Below are 26860 nucleotides of genomic sequence, written 5' to 3' on the forward strand. Positions count from 1 at the left end.
AACTTATAATCCTAATTCCCGTCCCCATTTTGACACTTTGTCAACATGATACGGCAGCAGTTCTCCTCCCCGATTGTCGAAGATTCTCCGCAATTGGGTATGAAGCCCTTTCTCAAGTGTTCTCTGCAAATAAGCCATTTTATAAAGCGTCATAGGAGGGGTCTGAAAATGAATACCCCGCTTTTTCATTTCTTTCGTATACACTTTTACGCAATACGTTCGAATATCTTCTGCGTGCCGGCTCCAATCTTTTCTGAAACCAAGCAGAATTTCAACCAGCACCGTCATATCAAACCAAACCGGCGCGTATTTTGCGGATTCCCAATCGATGAATTGAATATCCCACGGTTCATGTCCGGACGCATCGTGGGTGCAGATATTCTGCATATGAAGATCACCGTGTGTGATGGCTGAGCCGTTTTGTATCAATTCAGGGAAAAAATCCGGCTCCTCCTGCTCAAGCAAGTTTGTGATTTGCCGATAATGAGGCTTCACGATATCTTTTGTGCGCTCATCTTTAAGCGCTCTATCCAATAATTCCGCTGTCTTTTTGATCTGCTTTTTACGCCCTTTTCTCATGGTTTCCGATTTGTATACCGGCAGCCACGACCGCCATTTACCGTCAGAAATATTCTTGTTTTCAAAGGTGCGGCTGTGCAGTTCTGCGACAGACGGAATAATATACTTGAAATGCTTCGGGTGAAATGTAAGCTGTCCCCTGATCTGGCTGACAAACTCCATAAATATCCACGTTTCATGGTCACTTTCTTCTATAAGATAGATATCCGGCAGCAAATCCCCTAAAACAGAACGGGCTTTCCCGTATATATTAATCTCGACCTTATTTTTTTCACGGGAAGATTTATATACCTTCAATATCAGCGGAACAGTGCCGGATTTTTTCTTTACAAACAGTTTATAAATGGCGCTTCTGTCCGTCGATTTCAGGCATGTGATGTCATCCGGATTCACCGCAGCCCTTTCACCGAACGAATACGACAGTTTTTCGTCAATTCTCAGTTTTTGAAATGCGCCATACAAAATCTCCTTTTCATACATGCCGATCTTCCTTCCGCTTCCGTTTCCAGCTGTTTTTGAGATGAGACCAAGTGTTTCTGATAAATGGCATCGGGTCATTCCAAGCAAAAAGAGCGTACTCTTTTTTTCCTTTACACCCTTTCCAAAAATCCCGGAACGTCATTTCTCCTCTTTTTCGTTTCTTCAAAAACGTTAAGAAATAACGCACCTCATAAATCCAGTTGATTCCGTCTTTTTGTTCGAGCTGGGGCTTCACATGCTGCCCGGTCAAATACAGATAGTACATGTAAACGAAATGAACGCCTGCCGGTTCTGTCAGGCTATGGCTGAGCCAAAAGCGCGGATTAATTTCGATAAACTTGTAAACATTGTCCCGGGGATCCTTTTTAAATTCCGCCATGCCTACTCCCTTCAGCTGAATCGCTTCAAAAAACGGCAGGGTCTTTTCGATTAAATCAGGAAGCCGTTTGCTGACGACGTGGGCCCCCGCGCCAAAATCTGCAGGGAATTGGTGGTTCTTTTGCAGAGAGAATAAGCCCATTAATTTCATTTGGTCATCATAAAAAGTGGCGACTTTATAAAAACACTGGTTGTCTCCGGGGATGATCTCCTGTACGAGCAGTTCTCCATTTTCTCTGTAGGAGCTGAACTCCTTGCGCAATTGTGCGGCATCCTTCATTACAATTGCTTTTTTGTTTACTTTTTTTCTGTATTCATGGCCGGCCACCGGTTTTAAAATACACGGGAAGTCAATATTGGCGATGGCCTCTTCCAGCTCATCCTGGTTGTTCGGAAAAAAGGTTTTCGGGCAGGGGATGTGATGCTTGACCGCTAATTCATATGCTTTGCTTTTATCTAAGACCGTTTCTAACAGAGAGTGGCTCGGGAGCAAAAATAAAAAAAAACCGGCTAATGTCTCGCGGAATTTAGATATAAATCCCGCATAATCATCAGATCCTGCGTACAGAACCGGCTTTGCTTGGAATCGCTTCCCGAAATCAGTCAGAAATGTCAGCAGTTCTTCCTCTTGTGTTAATGGGCTGGGACATATCCCGCAATCTGCCAATCTTGATTTTCCGATACGATAAGGTCCCTCCGTGTCAAACGCGTAAACATCGATTCCTCTTCGGGCAAGACTGCGAATGATCCCAATCCCGTTTGCACTGAAATCAAGTACAACGGCTGCATGTTCATGTTTCATGATCTCCCTCCGAGCTGTTGGTATTTTGATAAATCGATTCGATATTTTTTATCATCGTCTCACTGCTTAAATATTTCTCCGCGTAGGCCTTTGCGTTTGAAGCAGCCTTCTCCCGCGCAGATTTGTTCGAGATAAAAAATGCTAAAGCCCGGGCAAGAACCTTTGCATTTCCCGGTTCGACAATAAGTCCCGTTTTGTTATGGCGGATCAGATCCGGAATACCCCCGCAATCGGTCGCAATGATAGCCGATCCGCTGAACATCGCTTCAATAATCGAAATCGGCAGACTATCATTAATGGTCGGCAGTACGAATATGTCCGTCATATTCAAAATAGCGGGAACATCATCTCTTTTTCCTAAAAAGGAGACCATAGATAGATTCAGTTTTCGAGCCTGTTCCTCTAAGGCGCTCCTCATCTCTCCGTCGCCCGCGATCAGCACTTCAACATGTTCAAGTACATCAGACGGAATTCTCGAAAGTGCGTCCAGTAAATATTTGTGACCTTTTCTCGGGCCTAATCTTGCAATACACGCGATGATGATCTTATTTTTCGGTATCGGGGTTTTTCTTTTCCCGCCTGTTTTTGCATCGTAATCGATTCCTGTGATCACCGTTGCCATGTCTTCCTGTTCGGCTCCGAGCTTCATGAGCGGGCTGCGGAACGTATCGCTGATAATAATCAGGCGATCTGCGTATTCAATGGCTTTCATCTCTAGTTTTTTATAATAAAACTCTTCTACCGATCCTTTTTTAAAAATGTGAAATTTAAGTCTGTTGAAAGTAAACATGCCATGCGGTGTAAAAAACAAAGGTTTTTTATAAATACGGTTGAACCTGCCCAATATATTGGCTGTAAATAAATCTTGAGCATGAAACACATCATATTTTTCCAAATGAATCTTTTGAAGCATTTGCTCGTATATAAACATCAGCCGATTATTCTTCAAAATATGATCACTGTAATCCCCGTATCTGTCACTAAAGAAATCTTTTAATTTCGGAACAACATCCGCCCGCAATTCTTTTACCTGTGCGGAAGGAAACTGATTGGGGGATATGACATCCACCTTATGACCTCTTTTTTTCAGTCCTTCACTAAGCGTTTTAATATAGTTTGATAAACCGCCCGTGTGCGGGTAGTCCCAAAACGTGGCAATCAAAATGGATAACTTCTGTTTTTTTCCGTATAATCGCGGAATATGATGTGCATGTTTCATCTGAGTCTTTACTGCCGTCTTTTTTTGCGGGTGCGCTTTGACCCCGTAGTAGCGGTCAAGCGTCTGAATCATATACGGATACGGGACGGAAAATGTCTTGATCATTTCCAGATCCTCCGCACGACTTCAAAAGCTTCAGCGTATTCCACACCCGCCGTCATCCCTCTGACTCTTCCTAAATGTGTAACGCCTTCATATGAACGGGGATGAGGGTAATCCCTCATTTCTACGTCATAGTGGTGAAGCGCCGCGAGTTTGGCATCCATTGTGTCTGTGATGTTAACGAAGTAATTAGGCTTGAAGAGTTTATCAGCCGTATTCCTCTCCCACTCGCTTGAAGATAGCGTTTCAAACGTAAGCAGTTCGATAGGCTTTTGATTCGGAAGCGGTCTGGCGGCTGTTAAAACTGCTTGGAATGTTCTCTGGTGGTCCATATTGACATCGCCGTAATGATGTGTAAAGATTTTTTCAGGCTGATAGACGCGAATGAGCTGCTCTAATTCTTTGACAAGCTTATGAAGAGGGATACATTCCAGCTCTAAATTCGTATGCTCCAAAAAGATGACTTTCTCAATTCCAAGCTCTTGATTCGCGCGTTCGCCTAATTGTTTAATATGATGAGCTTCTTCTTTTCTTCCTAATGCCGTAATAATGGAAATCACTTTATATCCTTCATTGATCAGCCGTTTTATGGTGCCCGCTGATCCCAATAGTTCATCATCGGGATGAGCGCCGATAACCATAATATATTCTCCCATTTTTTCCACACTCCACCAAACAAATGTTACAAATATCATATGACGACCCTAAAAAAAGGAAACTTACATATGCGGATTTTCAGAAACTTACCATTTCCTTCGCCATTCCCGGTAGCGTGACGGATTTAATTTTTTTATGGTGTTCAAAAACTCATCCGCCAAGCCGTATTTGTCCAGTCCTTTTAATAGTTTTACGGGAACTCGGGTAACGGTCGAAAAGGCTCTTTTATGGTCGATCACTTTAAGTTCACCTTGTTCGTTGATCAGAATGTGCCTGATTTCGGCATCCCACCTGGCAAAACCGATATCTTTTAATTCATCCAGCATGTTTAAAATATCAGCTGTCAGTTTGACGGACAGGGATTTTTCTTTTTTGATATGGCGCGCAAGGGAGGTGCCTTTGACGTATTCCATCACAATATAATGATCTCCGTATTCATACAGTTTCGGGATCACCGGTGAACCATATCCGAGCTGTAAAGCTTCCAATTCCTTCTTACACGTCTCTTTTTTAAAAAAATATTTTATGCATTTGTTGTGTGTTAAGCGATAGACCTCCCCGTCTTTTCCGTCTCCGATCAGCGGATAGTGTTTCAGCGCTTTTTTATTCTCCGGATAATTAAAATATGTTTCAGAAAAAAATCGTTTCATACCGACACATCCTTCGTCATGATGTAATATAATATTCAATCCGTAACGATCGGAAATGAAACATTCTCCTCATTTTCTTGCGCTGCGCCGTTTGCTGACATGAAAAAAACCCGCCGGATCGGCGGGTTTTTCATTGTATTTTACGCTTCTTCTTTTACGTGAACCTTCAGCACAGCCTGAACTTCAGGGTGCAGCTTTACAGGAACGTTTGTATATCCCAGTGTGCGGATACCGTCTTGGAGCTCCAGTTTCCGTTTATCCACTTTAATCTTATGCGTTTTTTGCAGCGCTTCTGCAATTTGTTTGCTTGTGACAGATCCGAATAGACGGCCGCCTTCACCGGATTTGGCACTCAGCTCAACAGTCAGCTGTTCAAGCGTTTCTTTCAAATCTTTCGCTCTTTCAAGCTCGGCAATCGCTTCTTTTTTCTCTTTTTCTTTCTGTCCTTTCAATGCACTGATGTTTGTCGCATTTGCTTCGACAGCGAGGCCTTTTTTAATGAGAAAGTTATGTGCATAACCGTCTGCTACGTTTTTCATTTCGCCTTTTTTTCCTTTACCTTTTACATCTTGTAAGAAAATAACCTTCATCTCTGAACGCCTCCCTCAAAATATTCATCAATGGCTTCCTTCAGCCGGACGAGCGCTTCTGAGACAGAAATGCCCGATAACTGGGTTGCCGCATTGGTTAAATGCCCTCCGCCATCCAGCGCCTCCATAATAATCTGCACATTGACCTCACCCAGCGATCTCGCACTGATGCACACCGTATGCTCATCCCGTCTGGCTACCGCAAATGAAGCTTCCACTTCACTCATCGATAAGAGGGAATCAGCCGCCTGCGCAATCAGCACCTGGTCAAAGTACTCCTCTTCGTTCTCAGGAAGAGAAGCAATCGCGATATGTTCTTTATAAAGAGACGTATGCTGGATCAGCTTCGCCCGCTTGATATAAGAACCGACCGATTCTTTGAGAACTTTCTGCACCAGAACCGTATCTGCGCCTTTCGCTCTCAAATAAGAAGCGGCGTCGAACGTCCGCGAGCCCGTGCGAAGGGAAAAACTCTTTGTATCCACTATTATACCAGCTAACAGGGCCGTCGCTTCAATCATATTGATTTTGAGCCGCTTCGGCTGGTATTCAAGCAGCTCCGTCACGAGTTCTGCGGTGGATGAAGCATATGGCTCCATATAAACGAGCAGCGGGTCTTTAATAAATTCCTCGCCTCTGCGGTGGTGGTCAATCACAACGATGTGCTCGATTTTGTTCACGAGACGCTCTTCCATCACAAGGGATGGTTTATGTGTATCAACGACGACAAGCAGCGTGTCGTCATTTGAAATTTCCATCGCCTCTTCCGGCGTGATGAACCGCGACCACAGCTCTTCATATTTTTTAATTTCTTCAATCAGACGCTGAACGCTTGATCCGATCTGGTTCGGATCAATGACGATGTAGCCGTCTTTGCCGTTGGCCTGCGCCACCTTCAATATTCCGATTGCGGCTCCGACTGCGTCCATATCAGGAAATTTGTGCCCCATGATAATGACATTGCTGCTTTCTGAGACAATTTCCTTGAGCGCGTGAGAAATCACCCGGGCGCGCACCCTTGTGCGCTTCTCCATCGGATTCGTTTTGCCGCCGTAAAATTTCACCTTGCCGTTCGGCATTTTGATCGCCACTTGGTCGCCTCCGCGGCCGAGAGCCAAATCCAGGCTGGACTGCGCCAGATCTCCAAGCTCCTTCAAGGAAGAAACCGATGCGCCGATCCCGATGCTGAGGGTCAAAGATACAGTGTGAACGGATGTTTTTTCTCGGATTTCATCCAAAATCGAAAATTTCGCGTTTTCAAGCTCCGTTAAAATGTGTTCATTTAACACCGCGATAAACCGCTCCGAGGACGTCCGTTTCAGGAAAATGCCGTACTCCTGCGCCCACGCATTTAATAATGAGGTGACCTGGCTGTTCATCGTACTTCTCGTTTGGTCATCCAGCCCCTGTGTGACGTCATCATAGTTATCTAAGAAGATATATGCCAGCACGGTTCTCTCATTTTCGTACTGCTTTTCAATCTGAATCTGTTCTGTCACATCAAAGAAATAAAGCAGGCGCTCATCTCTTTTAATCACTACTTTAAACTTCCGCTCATTCAAGGTGATCGTTTCCGAATCGACCTCCTGCTTGATCAGCGGCACGACGGCCTCGCATGTGTCATACAGCGACCGTCCGACGAGCGTGCTTTCATTAAAACAGGAAGACAAAAACGGATTCGCCCACTCAATGTAATATTGGTCATTAAACAGCATAATCCCGATAGGCATTTCCATTAATGCCTCTTCGCCTACTTTTTTCAATCTATACGATAACGTGGAGATATAATCGTCAATTTCTTTTCTGATCAGAGAATCCGCACGCTTAATGAAAAACAAGATCACGGCGAGCAGCACAACGCCGATGGCTCCTATCAGCCAGTTAAAGTAAATGCTGATGAGGATTATGATGATTGACAATGCAATCAATGCATAGATGGGATACCGAAACAACGGTTTTTCATAAAAACTAGGCATTTCTATCAACTCCCCACCTGTAAGTCACACTCAATTTCGCGTCACCTTATTTCTTATGTTAAAGCCTATGTCAATGATGCCTAAGAGGAGATACACGGACAAGATGAGCGGAAAAAGCACACCCAGCACAATTGCTAAAACAGGAACGGCTTTCGGCATCTCCATTTCGCGGCAATAGAAAAAAATAAACGCTAACCCTTGAATACAAATCAGCAAGCTGAGAATAAATCCCCCATTCAATGAAACCGAATACAGCATATGCCCTTTTTCTAAAGGCAGAAACCCTAATATCGTCACAATAAAATACAGAATGACAACGCTTTGCGGGAGTTTGAGCTCTCTAAAAGGCTTCATCTTCGGAAGATCAGGGGAAAATCGCCGTAAAAGCGGCCTTGCCATAGCATAACTGAGGAAAGAAAAAACGATGCCGGTCAATACGAGCACTGTCGGAAAAAGATATTGAACCGTGCTCAGCTGACTTTCCATCAGCTTGATCTGCTTCCCGAACTGATCTCCGTAACCGAGCTGCTTTGACATGGTTTCTGCTAAAGACATCGACTCCCGAAGCTGGGACATGGTGGTATCGATCACATTCATATTAAGAAACACGATGCTGACCACAAAAAAAACGACGCCGCACAGCACATACGCCATAGCGCCGGCAGCAACCGCATAGCCGGGCTGTTTCTTTTTAAAATAATATCCCATGGCGATTCCCGTATAGGCTGCCGTAAAAGCGCCTGTAAGCCCGGTAAACGAACCTACAATAAAGCTGACAGGAAGGCTGGCAAGCCCCATCCATACCCCGGGCTTCAGACCGTGCCGAATGGTGTAAAGAATGATCGGCAGCGGCAAAGCAAAGAGAAGAATTGCCCCCAGTAAAGGGAGGTACACGACCAAAAGGGAAATGATTGCAAAAATACTGATCAAAATGGCGCCTTCTAATAGAGCCCTTGTATTTTTCACTTACTCACCTCAAACCTTGTATCATTCGAACATACGAATAGAAAAGAGCAGCTTAGACGACTGCTCTTTTGACGCCGCAATGTCTCTTTCAAGACCTGAATTTTCCATAAACTCTCCAAAATACACGTATATATTTTAACATAAGTCGAAATCGCAAGTAAAATGAGCGCGGACAGCCGCAATGTTCCATGTGAAACATGAAAACAGACAAACGGACATCCCAGTGAAAGAATGCCCGTTGTATCAGTGATCCTGATCATCCATGAAACCAGAAGTATCTCTGTTTTTCTTTTTGGTTTTTCGTACATATAACAAGACGATAACGATAAGTAAGAGAGTGGTCGCCTGCAAAACCCCGCTGCTGAAAAGGAAGAAGTTCTTTATCATGTCCCACATATAGTTTCACCTCTATTTCGTATTTCCTTTACATTGAGTTTCCCTTTCTGGAAACTTCAAAACATCAGGAACAACATCGGGACCGGGGCATATGCTGAAAGTGAAAATGAAGGATAAAGGAGATTCTTACACCATGACTGAGCGGAGAACATTAGCATGGCATGAAACATTAGAACTGCATGAGTTAGTAGCTTTCCAGGCAAACGGACTTGTGAAATTAAAAAGAACAGAGCGGGACGTAAGCGATGCCAGATTAAAACAGCTTTACAGATTTTCCATCCATTCGCTCGAACAAAATCTGCGTGAACTGCTTCCTTTCTTCCCTGAAGCTCCCGCTTTTCGTGAGGATGAAACAGAAGAGCGCGCTGATTCTTCCTTTTACAGCGGCGGCCTGCTCATTCTGGCCAAAACGTCTGTCCGCAATTACGCCGGAGCCATTACAGAGACGGCCACACCTCAATTAAGACATGTTTTCGTCAAGCACTTAAACGCGGCCATCAAGTGGCACCAAATGGTCTTTGAGTATATGGAAGAACGCGGTCAATATCCGGCTTACAACCTGAGCGAATTGCTGAAGAATGACGTGCGCAACGCCAGAAAGGCCATCGCGATGAAATAAAAAAAAGCAGCAAGGAATTTAATCCTTTGCTGCTTCTTATTTTTGAGCGGACTGATCTTGAGGAGACGTTTTTTCCCGGTATGCCTCGAGAAACTCCCGGTTGGCATCTCCCCATTTCTTCATTTGCAAAACGATCGGTTCCAGCGACCTGCCGAATTCGGTAAGAGAATACTCCACCTTTGGAGGCACCTGCTGATATACCTCGCGATGCACGATGCCGTCCGCCTCGAGCTCGCGAAGCTGAAGCGTCAGCATACGCTGCGTAATGCTGGGACAAATGCGCCGAAACTCATTAAACCGCTTTTTTCCGCCGATCATATGATAAAACAAAATACCCTTCCACTTTCCGCCGATAACGGAAAGCGTCAGTTCAACCGGACAACCTTCTTTATTCGGATATATGTTCATTTTTCATCCTCCATAGTACCTTTTTTGATACTATATGCTGATTAGCATCTGACTTACCCAGTATTTTACTCGCAACCCTCCCCAACTCTCAACAAAAATGCTTCTTTTTCACATCAATTTTTAAGGTTTTGAAGATTACACCCTCCTCAAGACGTGTTAAACTATAAAAAGATTGTTTACACTACAAAAAAGGACAAGGAGTTATTATGGAAAAAATTCTTATTTTCGGACATCAAAACCCAGACACAGATACCATTTGCTCTGCCATTGCCTACGCTGATCTAAAAAATAAACTCGGCTTCAATGCTGAGCCCGTCCGCCTCGGACAAGTCAACGGCGAAACACAATACGCGCTTGATTATTTCAAGCAGGAAAGCCCGCGTTTGGTGGAAACAGCCGCAAACGAAGTAAACGGCGTCATCCTTGTTGACCACAATGAACGCCAGCAAAGCATCAAGGATATCGAAGACGTTCAGGTTCTTGAAGTTATCGACCACCACCGTATCGCCAACTTCGAAACAGCGGAACCCCTTTACTACCGTGCTGAGCCGGTCGGCTGTACGGCTACAATTTTAAACAAAATGTACAAAGAAAATAACGTGAAAATCGAGAAAGAAATTGCGGGCCTCATGCTGTCAGCAATCATTTCCGACTCTCTGTTATTTAAATCTCCGACTTGCACGGAGCAAGATATCGCAGCGGCAAAAGAGCTTGCTGAAATTGCCGGCGTAGATGCGGAAGAGTACGGCTTAAACATGCTGAAAGCGGGCGCCGACTTAAGCAAAAAAACTGTGGAAGAACTGATTTCTCTTGATGCGAAAGAGTTCACGCTCGGCAGCAAAAAAGTCGAAATCGCCCAAGTCAACACAGTTGATATTGAAGATGTGAAAAAGCGGCAGCCGGAATTAGAAGCGGCCCTTTCAAAAGTAATTGCTGAGAAGAACCTTGACCTGTTCCTTCTCGTGATTACGGATATTCTGGAAAACGATTCCCTTGCGCTTGCCATCGGTGATCAAGCGTCAAAAGTGGAAAAAGCATTCAACGTGACTTTAGAAAACAACACGGCTCTTTTAAAAGGCGTCGTATCCAGAAAGAAACAAGTCGTCCCTGTTTTAACAGACGCGATTGCAGAATAACCAAAACACCCCGGAAACCCGCCGGGGTGTTTTTTTATTGCTCATTCATCAGACGGCCGTTTCGTAAGCGCTTTCTCCGAAAATCATTTTGACGGGATTTGATATACAATATATAATATATCACATGAAAGGCGTTCGTTTTCCTAATTATTGTAAGTCAATATCACAACATCAGAATCGGGGGGGTCTATCCTGGAAAAACACGCTGCTCATTCTTATTCACGAACAACAGGCATTTGGCTTGTGCTGACAGGAGCTATCTTATGGGGGGTCTCGGGAACGGTTGCCCAGTATCTGTTCCAGCACCGCCATTTTAATACAGAATGGCTGACTTCAGTGCGCCTTCTGGTGTCAGGGGCGCTTCTGCTCGGCATCGCGTACCGCAAAGAAAAAGGACGGATATGGGCTGTTTGGAAAGACAGACGGGACAGAATTCCCCTTCTTTTATTCGGGGTTTTCGGAATGTTAGGCGTTCAATACACCTACTTCGCGGCAATTGAGTACGGCAACGCGGCCGCTGCTACCGTTCTTCAGTATTTAGGGCCAGCGATCATTACATGCTTTTTAGCGATTCGCGCAAAGAGAATACCTTCAGCAAAAGAGCTTCTCGCCGTCTTATTGGCGGTTGCCGGCACATTCATTTTGGTCACGCACGGGAATGTCGGAAGCCTGTCCATATCCGGTCTGGCTGTCTTTTGGGGCATCAGTTCGGCGTTTGCACTGGCATTTTACACCCTTCAGCCGCATCGTCTGCTGAAGAAATGGGGATCGGCCATTATTGTCGGATGGGGCATGCTGATCGGCGGAGCCGCCCTCAGCTTGATCCGCCCGCCCTGGAAATTTGAAGGCGAGTGGTCCTTGCCGGCATATGCTGCGATTGTGTTTATCATCATTTTCGGGACGCTCATCGCTTTTTATTGCTACTTGGAAAGCCTGAAATATCTGAGTGCCTCTGAAACCAGCCTGCTCGCCTGTGCGGAGCCGCTGTCGGCAGCTTTTTTAGCTGTTATCTGGCTGCATGTTCCCTTCGGAATATCAGAATGGCTGGGTACTTTGCTGATTTTAGCCACCATCGCTTTATTATCTATCAAGAAAAAATAGCCTCTCTTTTTTAGAGAGGTTTTTTCCTAGGCTCAGAGCACACCTTAGTCTCAATTACCCATAAATTAAAAGGTCTTTTTTCATTTTACTATCATCCAAAAGAGGAAAATAGACCAGTTGTCAATAGAATCAGACTCTAATAGAATGATGTCGACAAGTAAATCATGCAGGATTGTTACTGATAAAGCAGGCAAGACCTAAAATGTGTTAAGGGCAAAGTGTATTCTTTGGCGTCACCCCTTACATATTTTAGGTCTTTTTTCTGTAACAAACCTGCCATCCATGGATGCAGGAGGATCGAATCGGCAGATCGCAAAAAAAGGTACATACAAAAGGAGACATGAACATGAACATCAAAAAATTTGCAAAACAAGCCACAGTTCTAACTTTTACGACTGCACTTCTGGCAGGGGGAGCGACTCAAGCCTTCGCGAAAGAAAATACCCAAAAACCTTACAAAGAAACGTACGGCGTCTCTCATATCACACGCCATGATATGCTGCAGATCCCTAAACAGCAGCAAAGTGAAAAATACCAAGTGCCTCAATTCGACCAATCAACCATTAAAAATATCGAGTCCGCAAAAGGACTGGATGTGTGGGACAGCTGGCCGCTCCAAAACGCTGACGGAACAGTAGCTGAATACAACGGCTATCACGTCGTGTTTGCTTTAGCGGGAAGCCCGAAAGACGCTGATGACACATCCATCTACATGTTTTATCAAAAAGTCGGCGACAACTCGATCGACAGCTGGAAAAACGCGGGCCGTGTCTTTAAAGACAGCGATAAGTTCGACGCCAACGATGAAATCCTGAAAGAACAGACACAAGAATGGTCCGGTTCTGCAACCTTTACATCTGACGGAAAAATCCGTTTATTCTACACTGACTTTTCCGGTACACATTACGGTAAACAAAGCCTGACAACGGCGCAGGTAAATGTGTCAAAATCTGATGACACGCTCAAGATCAACGGAGTGGAAGATCATAAAACGATTTTTGACGGTGACGGAAAAACATATCAAAACGTTCAGCAGTTTATCGATGAAGGGAACTATACATCCGGCGACAACCACACGCTGAGAGACCCTCACTACGTTGAAGACAAAGGCCATAAATACCTTGTATTCGAAGCCAACACGGGAACAGATAACGGATACCAAGGCGAAGAATCTTTATTTAACAAAGCGTACTACGGCGGCAGCACAAACTTCTTCCGTAAAGAAAGTCAGAAGCTTCAGCAAAGTGCTAAAAAACGCGATGCTGAATTAGCGAACGGCGCCCTCGGTATCGTAGAGTTAAACGATGACTACACATTGAAAAAAGTCATGAAGCCGCTGATCACTTCAAACACGGTAACTGATGAAATCGAGCGCGCGAATGTTTTCAAAATGAACGGCAAATGGTACCTGTTCACTGATTCACGCGGTTCAAAAATGACGATCGACGGTATTAACTCAAACGATATTTACATGCTTGGTTATGTATCAAACTCTTTAACAGGTCCTTACAAGCCGCTGAACAAAACTGGTCTTGTGCTGCAAATGGGTCTTGATCCTAACGATGTGACGTTCACTTACTCTCACTTCGCAGTGCCGCAAGCCAAAGGCAACAATGTCGTGATCACAAGCTACATGACAAACAGAGGCTTCTTTGAGGATAAAAAGGCAACATTTGCGCCAAGCTTCTTATTGAACATCAAAAACAAGAAAACATCCGTTGTCAAAAACAGTATCCTTGAACAAGGACAGCTTACGGTTAACAACTAATAACAACAAAAAGAAAATGCCGATGCTTCATTGGCATTTTCTTTTATTTCTCAACAAGATGGTGAATTCAATCATGGTACGAAAATGGCCCATTGTAATATTGATCTTTTTGGGTGCGTTCTTGTTTGTCGGCTTACTGCCGAACAAAACCCACAATTCCTCTGACACAAACACGGAGCATAAGAAGGATTACCGGGCGGCGTATCATTTTACGACCCCGGACAAATGGAAAAACGACCCTCAAAAGCCCATTTTTTTCGAGGGGAAATATCATTACTACTATCTTTATAATCGGGATTACCCGAACGGCAACGGCACAGAATGGCGGCACGCCGTATCAGAGGACTTGGTGCACTGGACGGACGAAGGCACGGCTATTCCGAAATACACCAACGAAAACGGCGATATATGGTCCGGTTCTGTCGTCATTGACAAGCACAACACGGCGGGCTTCGGCAAAAACGCGCTGGTCGCCGTCACAACGCAGCCGACAGCCAAAACAAAAGCCCAGGAACAATATTTATGGTACAGCATGGATAAAGGAAAAACGTTTACTTCCTATAGTGATCAGCCCGTGATGAAAAACCCGGGAACTAAGGATTTCCGGGACCCGAAAGTGATCTGGGATGAACAGGATGACAAATGGGTGATGGCCATGGCCGAAGGCGAAAAAATCGGTTTTTATGAATCACCCGATTTAAAAAATTGGACTTACACGGGCGGTTTTATCACTCAGCAGATCGGTCTCGTCGAATGCCCCGACCTTTATATGATGCGTGGAGATGACGAAACAGCCAAGTGGGTTCTGGGCGTAAGCGCAAACGGCAAACCCGCAGGCAAACCGAATACGTACGCGTATTGGACCGGAAACTTTGACGGGAAGGAATTTACCGCCGATCAAGAAGAACCGCAATGGCTCGATTACGGCTTTGACTGGTACGGCGGCGTCACATTTGAGGACGGTAAAAGCGAAGATCCGCTGACAAAACGCTATGCGCTGGCATGGATGAACAATTGGGATTATCCGAATGAAACACCGACACTAAAAAACGGCTTTAACGGCACGGATTCTATCGTCCGTGAAATCCGCCTTCAGCAGCAAGACGGCGGCACATACAGCCTTGTGTCAGAGCCGGTTGAAGCATTGAACCAATTAACCTCTTCAACTGACAGCATAGAACACAAACAGGTGAACGGTTCAGAGACACTGCCGATCAAAGGCGATACATATCAGCTTGATATGGATATCGCTTGGTCAGATATCAAAAATGCAGGCGTCAGACTCAGAGAATCAGCAGACCAAAGCCGGCATATTGATGTCGGTATTTCAGCAGAAGGCGGCTACGCCTATGTGAACAGATCGTTTACAGGCCAGCCTGATAAAACCGGTGCATACGCCGAAAGCAAAGCCCCATTTGACGGAAACAAAGGGCGTGTCCATCTGAAAATTCTCGTAGACAAAACAAGTATTGAAGTATTTGCAGACGACGGAAAAACCGTTCTGACAAATGAAGTGTTCCCAAAACACGAAGATCAGGGAATCACGCTCTTTTCTGAAGGCGGCTCCGCTGACTTTCAGCATATTGAGATGAAGCATCTCGGTTCGATTCATTCTTAGACGTCCCTCTTCATTTCTAACCAGCGCCCGGACTGTGGTAAAATGCAAATATGTATACTACGATTCATGAGGTGTTCCATTGGATAATCAAAACAAAGAACCTGTGCTGAAAAGAACCATCATGCGGGACGAAGTGTATCGCACACTCAGAAACTGGATCATAACGGGCAAGCTCAAACCGGAAACAAAGTTAAAGGACAAGGATTTATCGGAAACATTGGGAATCAGCCGCACCCCGATACGGGAAGCCTTATTGCGGCTGGAAGATGACGGCTTGGTGATAACAAAAGCGAACAGATGGACGCTTGTCGCTCCGATTGAGTTAAAAGAAGCGGAAAACTTGTATTCCATCGTCTGGACGCTTGAAAAACTCGCATTGCAGCAAGCTCTCCCGCATGTGGACGATGCCGTGATTCAGGAATTGAAACAGCTGAATGAAAATCTTCTTCAAATGATGAAAGACGGCGATAAACCGGCCATCCTGGAAGCGGACAATGCATTTCACCATCGCATCATTCTGCTTGCGGACAACGCCGAACTTCACAAATTGCTAGTAAGCCTGAAAGTCAAAATTCAGAGAATGGAAATCCGCTATTTCAGTGAAAACGGCGCTTTAAACAGATCATATAATGAACACTCTGATATCATTCACGCATTAGAACAGCAAGATGCCGCCGCTGCTTTTACAGCGCTTGAAGCGAATTGGAAAAACAGTTTAGAACGGCTGCAGAACATGGCATAGCAAACGAAAAAGCCAAATCACTCATATGATTTGGCTTTTTTACTGATATCACAAGACAGCCGCGTTGGCTGTCTTGTTTACTTTTTGTTTATATATAAATAAATACCGTAATCCGTCGGCACAGAAGCATACCCCATCTGTCTGAGCATGGCTGTTATATTCCCGCGGTGATACGTTCCGTGGTTCACAACATGGAGGATCATATCGGCCGCTGCGGTTTTCATGATGTCACCTGACGGATGCTCTATTTCAAGGGGGAGACTGATATTTTCTTCCTTTTGCAAAAATAATTGATACCGGTCTGATAATTCCGAGAACATATCTTCCAGCTCTTCTATCTCTTTAGACAAGATGTCCTCTTTTTGCTGTTCAGCTGATTTCAGCGTATCCTCCAGACGCTCTCCGGAGAACACATCAAACCACCCCTTATCCGACAGATACACATGAGTCAATACACCGGCTATCGACGGAAAGACACTTTGAATCTCCTTACGATACACATCCTCCGGAAGCTCTTTAAGCCGGGTGAATATTTGCTGATTTGCCCAAAGATGATAATCATACAATTGCAGTGCCAGATGTCCCACATTACCCTCTCCTCTCTCGGTATAGAACGTACGTTCCTAATTATACTAAACTACATGCGGCTTTGTACCATCTTCTTCATTCGCAGCTGAGAAAATCCGATAAAAGCCGAAATTAATAAGAGGAGGCCTGCGCCAATATAAATAAACCGCACGCCGAATACATCCGAGATAACCCCCGTTCCGATAATGGAAAACATAAAAATGAACTGAACTAAAGCTGATCTCGCCGCTAATATATTGACCCGTGTCTTTTCGGTCGTGATGTTTTGAAGTAATGTTTCCTGCGTGAGATCTCGTAATACACAAGCCGGCCCCATACACAGCACCAGAAAAAGGGCCGCAACGGCGCTTGTGATCAACCCATAAATAAACGTGAACATTCCATATGCCAAAGCTCCCGTCAGCATAAGCGGAATGAGATGATGCTGAAACTTACCGGATAACTTATAGATGATCAGTCCGCCGATCATCGTCCCCGCATAATAGACTCCGTTGACATACCCCCACCAAGCCTCTCCTTTATGAAGGACGTCATGCACATAAGTTAAGGACACAGACCCGATCCATATCATGCCTGCCCACGATTCGATCACATCCATCACAATGAGAACCCTGAGCTGTTTTTGCTGAAATAAATACACCCAGCCGCTTGCCGCATCTGCAAAAAGGGAACGTTCCCTGACTGCTGCCGGCGCACACATGCGTACTTGAAGAAACAGAATGATGCCCAAAAGCGAAGAAACCAATAACATGACAGTGACGATCATTGTATCGCTCTCTCCCAAGAACGCTATGATGACGCCGCCGAGAGACCACCCCGCAAACTGAACGGTTTGATCCGCCGCAGATAATAAACCGTTCGCTTTCGCCCTTCGATCAGGAGGAATGATTTCCCCAATCAGCGCGCTTTTTATCGGAGCAAACCATCCGTTGCAAAAAGAAATGCCTCCGATCAGACAAAACAGCAGAAAAAAGAATGCGGATGAACCGGTTTGGATGACAAAAAACAAACAGACTAACAGTGTGATCTGTATCAATTGAGAACTGATTAACAAAGAACGAAGCGTGAACCGGCCGGTGACCAGCGGCAAAACGGCGCTGCCCAATACGCGACATACAATGCTGACGAACGTCATAAGAGAGGCCATCGCCGTCGAACCGGTTTTTGTAAACAAAAACAAGATGACAGCCATCGTATAAAGTGAGAACCCCAAGTTGATAGCGGTCTGGCTGTATAAAATAGCATAATACGCTCTCTTCATATTCATCCTCAGCAACCTCACTCCCCAAAGCCGAAGCGCGCAGGCATCGGCTTATTTTTTCGTTTACTTTCTCTCCTTAGTGGGAGGCTTTCGTATGTCAGGCTCTCACCTTTAATTTGATCTTTCTGCCTTCCGAAAAAGTAATCATGCTTAGGACAATGTAACAGCCTATCCACTGTATCCATGTTAAGCGCTCGCCCAAGAAAAAAGCGCCAAAGATGATTGTGATGATCGGGCCCATCATTGAAATCAAAGACCCTCTTACTGCCCCAATCCGTTTGATACCTTCCAGCATAAATAAAAAAGGAACGACTGTTGTAAATACAGCAATGATTAAAAAAAGGAAATATACGGGTGGCTGAAACGACCATAGCTCTGTCTGATAGCCAAAACCCTTTCTTGCGATTAAAAAAAGCACCATGGCAATGCTTGCTAAGGACATCCCATATGCATTCATACGGATACTCCCTACTTTGCGAACAAGCTGACCGGATAAGACCAAATAAAGTCCGTAAACCGCGGACGACAGAAGAACGAGAAAAGCGCCAAATATATTAGCACTCAATTCGTGCAGGTTCCAGCCGCCAATGGAAAAAAAGATTCCTATGCTGACCACAACGACAGAAATGATGTCTGCAGCGGTGATTTTCTCCATTTTTCCGAAAAAAGAGATAATCATGACAAAAATCGGATAACTCATAACGAGCATCCTTTCTACAATAGCTGAAACATAATGCAGCCCGATAAAGTCCAACAGCGGTGATAGAAAAAAAACGAGCAGACCCGTGATCCCTGCTCTGACTATATCAGCCTTTGCCGGTTTTTCAGATAATTTTGCACGATACATAAGAAAAATGATGCAAAAAAGAGGGGTTGCAATCATTTGTCTGAAAAATAGCGTTGACTCCGGGGTGGCTCCGAATGTGTAAGCCCACTTAATAAAGATCGATTTTGAGGCAAAACACAGCCTACCAACAATCATAAACAACATTCCGGCGAGAAACGGATGGTTTAGTTTTGGCGGAGTATTCACTTAGACTTTGCTCATAGATTTACACCTTTCCTTAGTGCGAATATTATTTATTTCGATTCTGTGAGCAGTTTCCCTTTTTGTTTTATATACTAAAATGTATTTCTATCACCCGAAAAAAAGCCGATGCGCGCAGGCATCGGCTTTCAAATTAATCTATCATCTTAAGAACAAGCGACCGGAATCACCCATTTATCAGGAATGATTTTCAAAACAGAATAAAAAAAGAGGGCTCCCATTCCGGAAGCCCTCACTCCGTCTGCTACGCCGCTAAAAGAAAAATAAGCGCTAGAACAGCCGGAAGTCCTTGTTTTACGATAATTGATTTGTTTGAAGTAAAGCCTCCGAAAATGGCCGCGATGACCACACAGATGACGAAAAACATTTGAATCATATGGCCAATCGGATCAGCTCCGAGGATCAGTCCCCAAATGAGGCCGGCAGCCAGAAATCCATTATACAGACCTTGATTTGCAAACATGACCGCCACATTCCGATCACCTTCTAAATGCTTCGGCAATTTGAAAGACCGCTTGGCAGCCTTCGAATTGATAAAAAACATTTCAAGTATCATGATAAATATATGTTCTAAAGCTACAATTCCGACGAAAACAGCCGCAATTATGTCCACTGTCCCTCTCCTCTCAGCTTCACTTCAACCTTATTTCCATTGTGCGATTGTTTCGATAGGAAGACGGTAGGAAGCATATCCTTCGTCTGCCGCTTTTCCGATTGATAACAGCATGACCGGTACATAACGCTCTTTATCCATTCCGAAAACCTCGGCAATCTTTTCTTTATCATAGCCGCCGATCGGGTTTGTGTCATAGCCGTGCGCGCGTGCCGTAAGCATCAGCTGCATGGAAACGAGACCTCCGTCAATCAGAATCGTTTCACGGTTCACTTGCTCCGGCAGTTTTTCAAAATGCGCCGTCAAAGCAGCGATTTGTCTGTCTTTTACTTCCTGCGGCATGTAGCCCAGTTCGACCGCTTTTGAATAAATTTCTTCTAAATAGTCATCACTGTTCATATCTGCGAAAACCGCGATCACCGCAGATGATGTGCTGACTTGTGTTTGGTTAAAGCTGGCAAGCGGCGCGAGTTTTTCTTTTCCTTCCGGGCTGTCAATGACGAGGAAACGCCATGGCTGCGCGTTGACTGAAGACGGCGCTGTCGTTGCTTCTTCAAGAATTTGAGTCATTTCTTCTTTGCTGATTTTTACGGCCGGATCGTAATTCCGAATGGAACGGCGCCCTTTCATAATGTCCATAAAGTCGTTTGTTTTCAGTTCTGTTTTCATGTGTAATACACTCCTATGCTTTCATATTTTCTATATTATTCTGCATCTGCGACAATACGTTTTTTAACATACTGCGTTCTTCCTCGCTGACACCGGCAAGCATTTCCTTTATGAAACGCTCTTTCTCCTTTTTGGAAGCCTCAATTCTCTCCCGCCCCTGATCAGTAAGCCGGACAAGTATAATTCGGTTGTCCTCGGGCTTCCGCCTTCTTGTGACCATTTCTTTGGCTTCAAGCTGTTTCAAGTGTCTTGTCACGGCTGCGCCGTCAATATTCACCTTTTTCTGAAGATCGCTTTGGCTGATCTCATCGACGTAAAAAAGCACGGCAAGAAGCTCAAGGCGGGATTGGCTGATTCCGGTGCACGCTTCAAACTTCGTGCCGATCACTTTGTGCAGTGATTGGAGCTGATACAAAATCTCGCCTTCCTCTGAACAACATGCTGTCAAAACCCATCCCTACTTTCTTTTGCGCAATTAATTGACTAGTCAATGATTGATATATCAATAATATACAGCCGCCATTCTTTTTTTGCAAGTTTTTTCTCCTTTTTTAAAAAAAGCTGCCGGTGAACGGCAGCTCCTTCTTAATGATTATGGATTTTTCTGAAATTACTGCCTTTTACTTCAGCGACATCATATACCGTCACAAAGGCTTGATTATCAATGTCATTAATAATTTCCTTCAGTTTGGTTTCTTCCAAACGGTTGATGACACATGTGATTTCTTTGAACTTTTCATGAGAAAAACCGCCGTATGCTTCTTTATACGTAGCGCTCCGGCCCAATTCTTCACGAATGGTCTCTACCATTAATGCAGGCTCGTTGGTGATAATCTGAAATGTTTTAGAACCGCTTAAGCCTTCCTCAACCACATGGATCACCTTGGATGCGATGTAGTAAGCAATGACGGAAAGCAATGCGCCTTGCAGCCCGAATACAAAAGAAACAAAAATAAACACAAAAATGTTTAAAAATAAAATGAGATCGCTCGTGCCAAACGGCAATTTCCGTGACAGAAGCACAGCCAGCATATCAATTCCATCTAAGGCGCCGCCGTTGCGCAATGCCAATCCCATTCCCAAGCCGAGAATAATCCCGCCGACAACGGTGATTAACAGGGTATCTCCCTCAATGATAGCCGGCGTGTGGTGGAAAAAACTCGTGCCCGCGGCAAGTGAGACAATACCGATAATTGATAGAAACGCAAAACCTTTCCCGATTTGCTTATATCCTAACCAGACAAACGGTATATTGATCACCGCAATCAAGATCCCAAGAGGCAAATGAAAGAGCTGTGAACCGACAATGCTGAGTCCGGTTACACCGCCGTCAGATACACTATTCGGAATCAGTACGGTTTCCAGTCCATACGCGGCAATAATTCCGCCGATGATGACCATGATGGCCCGTACGATTGATTTCGCTCTGAATTTCTTACGTCTTTGTTTTTCGATTGTACTCATATCATTCCCCGCTTCAATTATTTTGTCTTATTTAAATATACCATAATTGATACTTTTCGTTAAAAATAAGCCTATCGGCTAGTTGAAGCAGGAACCGAGGAAGGAGATTTCACAGATAACGTATCCATTTATGACTTTAATCATTCACAACGCAATCATTCAGTAAAAGGAATTATCATCCATTAATAGTCTCTTTTGTTTCCCTTCTTCACATATTCCCAATCATGCTCTATATTTTTTCTCACCCGCTGAAGAAGGCTGAAAATGGTTTGTTTTTCCTCAGACGTAAAGCCGGACAGGGCTACTTCCGCAGAGTGCTCTCCTTCTCTTTGCAATAACGGATAAACCTTTCTCCCTTTTTCGGTCGGGAACAGTTTTTTTATTTTTTTATTTTGATCATCAGGACGCTTTTCAACAAATCCTTGTATTTCCAGTTTCTTGATCGCTCTCGCCGCTGTTGTTCGGTCAACTTTAATCATTTCCGCCAGTTTTTCCTGTATCACTCCCGGGTTTTCACATATACGCACAAGATAGAGATACTGCCCCTTTGTTAAGTCTAATTCCTTAAATTCAATATTGCTGATGGAATCCAATGCCCGTGCGATCATGCCGATTTCCCGCAAAATATCAGTCATATCTTTTCAAACCTTTCATATTTTTGTTGCATTTGCAATATAATTGTTTTATCGTTACTTCTATAAGACCACAAGCAAGCCGTGCAGTCCAGATTAATATGTGAAAAGGATTGATTGATCATGAGGATAAAAAGAATAACAACGGAAATTGAATTGCAAGCAGCGCTTGAGATTAGAAAAGCAGTATTCATTGAGGAACAGCATGTACCTGAATCCGATGAATTTGATCAGTTCGATACGCTTGAGGAACAGTGCGGGCATGTCTTGGTTTATCATGAAAATCAGCCTGCCGGCACAGGACGGGTCCGCATCGTAAACCATACAGGCAAGCTCGAACGAATCTGCATCCTGAAACCTTACCGAAAATACGGGTTGGGCAAAGTAATCATAAGCGAACTAGAAAACATGGTAAAAGAAAAAGGCATCACCCAATGTAAACTGCATGGACAAACACATGCGGAAGGCTTTTATCACAAACTGGGCTATCAGACAGATTCACCGGAATTTATGGAAGACGGCATCCCGCATGTCTTAATGACAAAAGAGCTGTGAGCTGTCACTGAATGAGCAGCCAAACGGCTGTATGAATTATTTACCGAAAGCCTTGTATAAAGGCTTTTTTTCTTAGCCTGAACGCCTTAAAAAAATCAAACCCAGGATAAAACTACCAATTTATAGTGTTTTCATTTCTTAAATAGTCCGATCAAAAGCTTTTAATCTATTAAAAATTAACAGTTAAAGAGATTATAAAAAGGGAATGAAATCCTGAATTATGCAAGAAAGGCTGATTCTCTCTAATATGGACTGCTGACGCGTTACATTCTTTCTATCTTCACATATCTTTAATACTAAGTACGTTATAAATAGATTCCAGGAGGAGATATGAAGTGGAAGAAACGAGTATGGAGCCATCACGGCTCTGCAAAGAATTTGCTAGAATTCTCAATTCAACGCCCAGTGTCGTAAATGGCGTATGTACGGCGACAAGATTTCGAAGCAACATTCATCCGGTGGTACTCGGAAGAAGAGCCGAGGCATTTCCTTTTATTCCTCAGGCCTTTTCATTTGAAAGCATGGATCGGGAAGGCAGAGCTTTATGTTTAGGTGAGACTGTTTTACTGCAAGAAGAAGTGAACCCGTTAATGAGTGAGCTGCGCAAATTCGGTATCATCGTAACTGCCGTTCATAACCATTGGCTGTTCGATAAACCGCGTCTGATGTTTATGCATTTTGAATCAATTGATAAACCTCTCAATTTTGCAAGAAAAGTGAGAGAGGCCCTGAGAGTTCTAACTACTAAAACTGTGCGTGCGGTACCAAAAACTGACGGGGAAATGATTGAACGGCATGGTCTTTGTGACGAATTCAACGATATTCTAGGCGGAACCATGCATACGTTTGAAAATGGAATTTGTACAGTAATGAGATCCCGAACGAATATAAAACCAGTAGTACTGGGACGGCCCGGAAGATCATTTTTGCTCATTCCGCAAATGTTTTCATTTGAATCAATGACAAAAGACGGCCGTGCTCTTTGCAGCGGAGAAACTGTAATTCTGCAAAAAGAAATCAATCCATTTATCAGCGTCCTTCGGAAACATGATCTGACTGTAACGTCACTTCACAATCACTGGCTGTTTGATAAACCGAGACTGATGTATATTCATTTCGAATCGATTGATAAACCTGTCAACTTCGCCTTAAAAGTGAGAGATGCTTTAAGAGTGCTTACTGATAAAGAGGTCAAAGCTTAGCATGTTTTGAAGTATCAAAAAGCGATTAAAATAATCGCTTTTACATATGATCAACCGAAAACAAAAAAGATTTACTCTTCAAAAACCAAGCCTATGTGCCTCTAGGAAAGACCTAGCCATACAGATTGAAGTTTGAATAAAACAAGGAGAGCAGAGGTTAGCCTTTTTTTATATTTGGCATCTTAACTTAAGAAAAGCCGCTTTGTCGGCGGCTTTTTTATCCTGAATCCTTTAATGTGAGAATGTTAAAAAGCAGCGGAATAGTTTTTGTCTTGCAGAATCCGAAGAAGTTGATGGGGTTCTTTTACAAAGTATGTCGGTGAAGCTGCAGATAAGTGTGTAAGATTCCCCTCTCCCCATAAAGCGCCCGCACTTTTCATATCAGCAGCATGAGCTGCCTCAATATCTGTCATTTGATCTCCAATATATAAACAATCGCTTATATCTGCACGTAAGTGATTTATCGCTGTTAGTAATGGCTTAGGACTCGGTTTGTACTCATCACAATCTTCAGCCGTGAGAACGACTTTAAAAAACCCATCTAATTTATTATTGATTAACTCGCCATAAGCAAATTTTTTCAATTGTGAGGTCACAATCCCCAAACCATATCCTCTTTCACTTAAACTTTCCAGCAAAGAGATAACACCCGGATACGGTCTGATTTGATGGATTTTATTTTCGAAATACTGCAATATCGAGGAACGTATTTGCTCTGCCTCGTTTGGAAATCTTCTCAAAAAAACCGCAATAGGCTTACCGACAAGAGACTCTCTCTCTTCATTCGTTAATTTTCTCTTTAATACTGTTTCAATTCCATGATTATAAGCCTCTTTTGCCAACCATTCACTATTTACCAAGGTTCCATCTAAATCGAATAGAATTGTATGCATTTTTATTTTCTCTGACTTTCAAATTTAATAAGATAACTCTCTAAAGCATTTTTAGTAGTTAACGTTAAGGGATCAGGCAAATTTTGAAGAGAAAACCAGCCAACATCAATTATTGCATTTAACTCGCAGTTTCTTACAGTCCCAGTTTGAATACTGCATTGATACGTCGGACATACCCAATGAGTCTCCTCATCATGTAAAATATGGTTTGTGACACAAAGTAAAGAATCAACCTGAATAGTTACCCCTACTTCCTCTTTTATTTCACGGATAACTGTATCTTCTGCCTTTTCCATCCACTCAACTTTACCGCCGGGTATACTCCAATGATTAGCTTCAGGGTCCTTCTTTCGTAAAACTAAAAGTAATTCCTGTTCCTCATTCAGAATAAATGCTCCGACTCCCACTCTTGGGTGCTCTGTTTTTTCCACTGTTAGTCCTCCTTTTAGACAGTAGATGTCAGCTCCTTATTGCAAGGTTTTTTATCATTAAGAATATCTCTTGCAATAACGATTCCAGTAGTCGCTGCTTGAATAATTCCGCGTGCCCATCCAATGGCATCTCCGGCAACATAGAATCCAGGTACATTGGTACGAAGACCCTCTTCTGCTTGAACACGATCCCAGCATAGTTCCCATACCGGAGCGTGCAGTAAGGTATCACCATTAATTAGGTCTTCAGATAATAAAGACAAATGATTTAAAAATTCCTCCACTGCTTCTGTTACATATTGAGGAAGAACCCAATGCAGATTTGTTGGCGCTGCATCCGGCAGAGTAGATTTAATGCTATTCTGCTTCAATTTTTCTTCAATTGTTGGTATTCTGGCAACGAAACCTTCATAACGCTGGAATTGGTCAAACGGTATACTTAATTTTCCGGATACATATATAATCAACTTGAAAGAACGTTAGAAATAGTCGAAGAAAAAGCTGCAGCTGTAAACATACAATCTAAATGGACATTGATGGAGTATGCGTCGGCAATATAACAATTAAATTAATTCAATTCGGTTCCTCTTTCCCTAAAGAAAAACTTGTGCCTAAAAATCAGTCACATCATCCATCTTCAGCCTCCAAACATTATCAAGCCTTGATGAGGCAAGCAAACACGGAGTATCATAGTTAGACACAACAAAAAAGATCTCATTATCCAAAGTCAGATTGAGTATTTTAGTTGTATAAAATAAAGGAGGAAATAGATTGACTTTACATCATTTTATTGGGGCTGACAAAGAACTTCCTATTGGTGAGTATGGCAGGAATCCTACACTTAAGCCCATCTCCGAACTAGAAATAAAAGGAATTGATGTCAACAAACGCTCTCAATTTAAAAAAAATCGAAAGAATAGCGAAAATTCACTTGTAAAGGTTTATGACACAGAAGAAGATGCATACGGAATTGATATTGTTCATTTAGATCCTGGATATGAAGCAGTCAGAAACAAATTCACACATCCTTATATATATGAATTACAAGGGTACTTACACGCCAACAATACACCTGGCCAACGTAAATCTATTAAATCACTTTTTCTTTTCATTGAAAAACACTTGTCAAAAGGTGAATCAGTTGAAATATATTCCTGCTTAGATGGATATGAAGATGAAGATAAAGATGACAGTATGGATGTAGTTATCAATTTAAATACTTTACAATTTGGAAAACATATAAAGTTTAAAGATATAAATCACCTTAGTCATATATTCTATTTGGAAGATAAACAATATGTATTAGTCAAGAAATAA

Annotated in this window: 30 protein-coding genes; 9 read left to right on the top strand and 21 right to left on the bottom strand. The window is 43.3% G+C overall.

Annotated elements, in window-relative coordinates; translation table 11 throughout:
- Positions 1-3: 3 nt before the first annotated feature.
- The 9 genes from GNE05_RS20600 to GNE05_RS20640 form a co-directional block, all read right to left on the bottom strand.
- Complete coding sequence (locus GNE05_RS20600; protein ID WP_103526414.1) at positions 4-1059, bottom strand: phosphotransferase; 1056 nt, start codon at positions 1057-1059, stop codon at positions 4-6.
- Positions 1052-2239 (bottom strand): carboxylate--amine ligase, encoded by a 1188-nt coding sequence (locus GNE05_RS20605; protein ID WP_025285573.1) that lies wholly within the window; start codon positions 2237-2239, stop codon positions 1052-1054. The genes GNE05_RS20600 and GNE05_RS20605 overlap by 8 nt, the downstream gene beginning before the upstream one ends.
- Complete coding sequence (locus tag GNE05_RS20610) at positions 2229-3563, bottom strand: glycosyltransferase family 4 protein (protein WP_061861707.1); 1335 nt, start codon at positions 3561-3563, stop codon at positions 2229-2231. Before GNE05_RS20610 ends, GNE05_RS20605 begins: the two co-directional genes overlap by 11 nt.
- Entirely contained in the window at positions 3560-4216 is a 657-nt protein-coding gene (locus GNE05_RS20615; protein ID WP_017418490.1) for a PIG-L deacetylase family protein, read from the bottom strand. The genes GNE05_RS20610 and GNE05_RS20615 overlap by 4 nt, the downstream gene beginning before the upstream one ends.
- 87 nt (positions 4217-4303) lie before the next feature.
- Entirely contained in the window at positions 4304-4867 is a 564-nt protein-coding gene (locus GNE05_RS20620) for a protein kinase family protein (protein ID WP_063093729.1), read from the bottom strand.
- A 140-nt stretch (positions 4868-5007) separates the two neighbouring features.
- Complete coding sequence (gene rplI / locus GNE05_RS20625; RefSeq protein ID WP_004393063.1) at positions 5008-5457, bottom strand: 50S ribosomal protein L9; 450 nt, start codon at positions 5455-5457, stop codon at positions 5008-5010.
- Positions 5454-7433 (bottom strand): DHH family phosphoesterase, encoded by a 1980-nt coding sequence (locus GNE05_RS20630; protein ID WP_012118906.1) that lies wholly within the window; start codon positions 7431-7433, stop codon positions 5454-5456. Before GNE05_RS20630 ends, rplI begins: the two co-directional genes overlap by 4 nt.
- 30 nt (positions 7434-7463) lie before the next feature.
- Complete coding sequence (locus GNE05_RS20635) at positions 7464-8399, bottom strand: YybS family protein (protein ID WP_160183172.1); 936 nt, start codon at positions 8397-8399, stop codon at positions 7464-7466.
- Between the two features lie 243 nt (positions 8400-8642).
- Positions 8643-8795, bottom strand: a complete 153-nt coding sequence (locus tag GNE05_RS20640; RefSeq protein ID WP_004393059.1) for a hypothetical protein — start codon at positions 8793-8795, stop codon at positions 8643-8645.
- A 133-nt stretch (positions 8796-8928) separates the two neighbouring features.
- Between GNE05_RS20640 and GNE05_RS20645 the strand changes: the two genes are divergently transcribed.
- Positions 8929-9414: a spore coat protein gene (locus GNE05_RS20645; RefSeq protein WP_007407913.1), complete on the top strand. Its 486-nt coding sequence runs from the start codon at positions 8929-8931 to the stop codon at positions 9412-9414.
- Positions 9415-9450: 36 nt separating this feature from the next.
- On the opposite strand, the gene GNE05_RS20650 is transcribed toward GNE05_RS20645, so the two are convergent.
- Positions 9451-9822, bottom strand: coding sequence for a winged helix-turn-helix transcriptional regulator (locus GNE05_RS20650; protein WP_007615010.1), 372 nt, complete (start codon positions 9820-9822; stop codon positions 9451-9453).
- A gap of 206 nt (positions 9823-10028) precedes the next feature.
- Between GNE05_RS20650 and GNE05_RS20655 the strand changes: the two genes are divergently transcribed.
- The 5 genes from GNE05_RS20655 (at position 10029) to GNE05_RS20675 (ending at position 16187) form a co-directional block, all read left to right on the top strand.
- Entirely contained in the window at positions 10029-10958 is a 930-nt protein-coding gene (locus tag GNE05_RS20655; protein WP_004393053.1) for a manganese-dependent inorganic pyrophosphatase, read from the top strand.
- A 162-nt stretch (positions 10959-11120) separates the two neighbouring features.
- Positions 11121-12059, top strand: a complete 939-nt coding sequence (locus GNE05_RS20660; protein ID WP_370530878.1) for a DMT family transporter — start codon at positions 11121-11123, stop codon at positions 12057-12059.
- Positions 12060-12405: 346 nt separating this feature from the next.
- Positions 12406-13827 carry a glycoside hydrolase family 68 protein gene (locus GNE05_RS20665; protein WP_014419358.1) on the top strand — a complete coding sequence of 474 codons (1422 nt, stop codon included), beginning with the start codon at positions 12406-12408 and terminating at the stop codon, positions 13825-13827.
- Between the two features lie 73 nt (positions 13828-13900).
- Positions 13901-15445: a glycoside hydrolase family 32 protein gene (locus GNE05_RS20670; protein ID WP_160183173.1), complete on the top strand. Its 1545-nt coding sequence runs from the start codon at positions 13901-13903 to the stop codon at positions 15443-15445.
- 79 nt (positions 15446-15524) lie between these two features.
- Positions 15525-16187 carry a GntR family transcriptional regulator gene (locus tag GNE05_RS20675; protein WP_104843016.1) on the top strand — a complete coding sequence of 221 codons (663 nt, stop codon included), beginning with the start codon at positions 15525-15527 and terminating at the stop codon, positions 16185-16187.
- A 77-nt stretch (positions 16188-16264) separates the two neighbouring features.
- Here GNE05_RS20675 and GNE05_RS20680 read toward each other — a convergent pair whose 3' ends face one another.
- The 8 genes from GNE05_RS20680 to GNE05_RS20715 form a co-directional block, all read right to left on the bottom strand.
- Entirely contained in the window at positions 16265-16774 is a 510-nt protein-coding gene (locus GNE05_RS20680; protein WP_021494616.1) for a DinB family protein, read from the bottom strand.
- Positions 16775-16824: 50 nt separating this feature from the next.
- Complete coding sequence (locus GNE05_RS20685) at positions 16825-18042, bottom strand: MFS transporter (protein ID WP_021494615.1); 1218 nt, start codon at positions 18040-18042, stop codon at positions 16825-16827.
- A 91-nt stretch (positions 18043-18133) separates the two neighbouring features.
- A complete protein-coding gene (locus GNE05_RS20690) occupies positions 18134-19027 on the bottom strand; it encodes a DMT family transporter (RefSeq protein ID WP_053285368.1) in 894 nt (297 codons plus the stop codon).
- Positions 19028-19328: 301 nt separating this feature from the next.
- Positions 19329-19697: a DUF1304 domain-containing protein gene (locus tag GNE05_RS20695; RefSeq protein ID WP_058906496.1), complete on the bottom strand. Its 369-nt coding sequence runs from the start codon at positions 19695-19697 to the stop codon at positions 19329-19331.
- A 30-nt stretch (positions 19698-19727) separates the two neighbouring features.
- Positions 19728-20366: a nitroreductase family protein gene (locus tag GNE05_RS20700; RefSeq protein ID WP_004393039.1), complete on the bottom strand. Its 639-nt coding sequence runs from the start codon at positions 20364-20366 to the stop codon at positions 19728-19730.
- Positions 20367-20379: 13 nt separating this feature from the next.
- Positions 20380-20814: a MarR family winged helix-turn-helix transcriptional regulator gene (locus tag GNE05_RS20705; protein ID WP_004393037.1), complete on the bottom strand. Its 435-nt coding sequence runs from the start codon at positions 20812-20814 to the stop codon at positions 20380-20382.
- A 137-nt stretch (positions 20815-20951) separates the two neighbouring features.
- The gene (locus GNE05_RS20710) at positions 20952-21830 is read right to left on the bottom strand and encodes a YitT family protein (RefSeq protein ID WP_014306188.1); all 879 of its coding nucleotides are present in this window, start codon (positions 21828-21830) and stop codon (positions 20952-20954) included.
- A 182-nt stretch (positions 21831-22012) separates the two neighbouring features.
- Positions 22013-22465 carry a MarR family winged helix-turn-helix transcriptional regulator gene (locus GNE05_RS20715; protein WP_160183174.1) on the bottom strand — a complete coding sequence of 151 codons (453 nt, stop codon included), beginning with the start codon at positions 22463-22465 and terminating at the stop codon, positions 22013-22015.
- 120 nt (positions 22466-22585) lie between these two features.
- On the opposite strand from GNE05_RS20715, the gene GNE05_RS20720 reads away from it, so the two are divergent.
- On the top strand, positions 22586-23017 hold the full coding sequence (locus GNE05_RS20720; RefSeq protein WP_160183175.1) for a GNAT family N-acetyltransferase: 432 nt from the start codon (positions 22586-22588) through the stop codon (positions 23015-23017).
- 335 nt (positions 23018-23352) lie between these two features.
- Complete coding sequence (locus GNE05_RS20725) at positions 23353-24219, top strand: DUF1259 domain-containing protein (protein ID WP_021494606.1); 867 nt, start codon at positions 23353-23355, stop codon at positions 24217-24219.
- A gap of 245 nt (positions 24220-24464) precedes the next feature.
- Here GNE05_RS20725 and GNE05_RS20730 read toward each other — a convergent pair whose 3' ends face one another.
- The 3 genes from GNE05_RS20730 to GNE05_RS20740 are packed head-to-tail and all read right to left on the bottom strand — an operon-like array spanning position 24465 to position 26010.
- Entirely contained in the window at positions 24465-25112 is a 648-nt protein-coding gene (locus tag GNE05_RS20730) for an HAD family hydrolase (RefSeq protein ID WP_021494604.1), read from the bottom strand.
- Positions 25113-25114: 2 nt separating this feature from the next.
- Complete coding sequence (locus GNE05_RS20735) at positions 25115-25543, bottom strand: NUDIX domain-containing protein (RefSeq protein WP_022554049.1); 429 nt, start codon at positions 25541-25543, stop codon at positions 25115-25117.
- 14 nt (positions 25544-25557) lie between these two features.
- Positions 25558-26010, bottom strand: coding sequence for a hypothetical protein (locus GNE05_RS20740; RefSeq protein ID WP_022554050.1), 453 nt, complete (start codon positions 26008-26010; stop codon positions 25558-25560).
- A 304-nt stretch (positions 26011-26314) separates the two neighbouring features.
- Between GNE05_RS20740 and GNE05_RS20745 the strand changes: the two genes are divergently transcribed.
- Positions 26315-26860 (top strand): hypothetical protein, encoded by a 546-nt coding sequence (locus tag GNE05_RS20745; RefSeq protein WP_014419372.1) that lies wholly within the window; start codon positions 26315-26317, stop codon positions 26858-26860.

It is taken from the genome of Bacillus sp. AM1(2019) (assembly GCF_009906915.1).
Classification (GTDB): domain Bacteria; phylum Bacillota; class Bacilli; order Bacillales; family Bacillaceae; genus Bacillus; species Bacillus velezensis.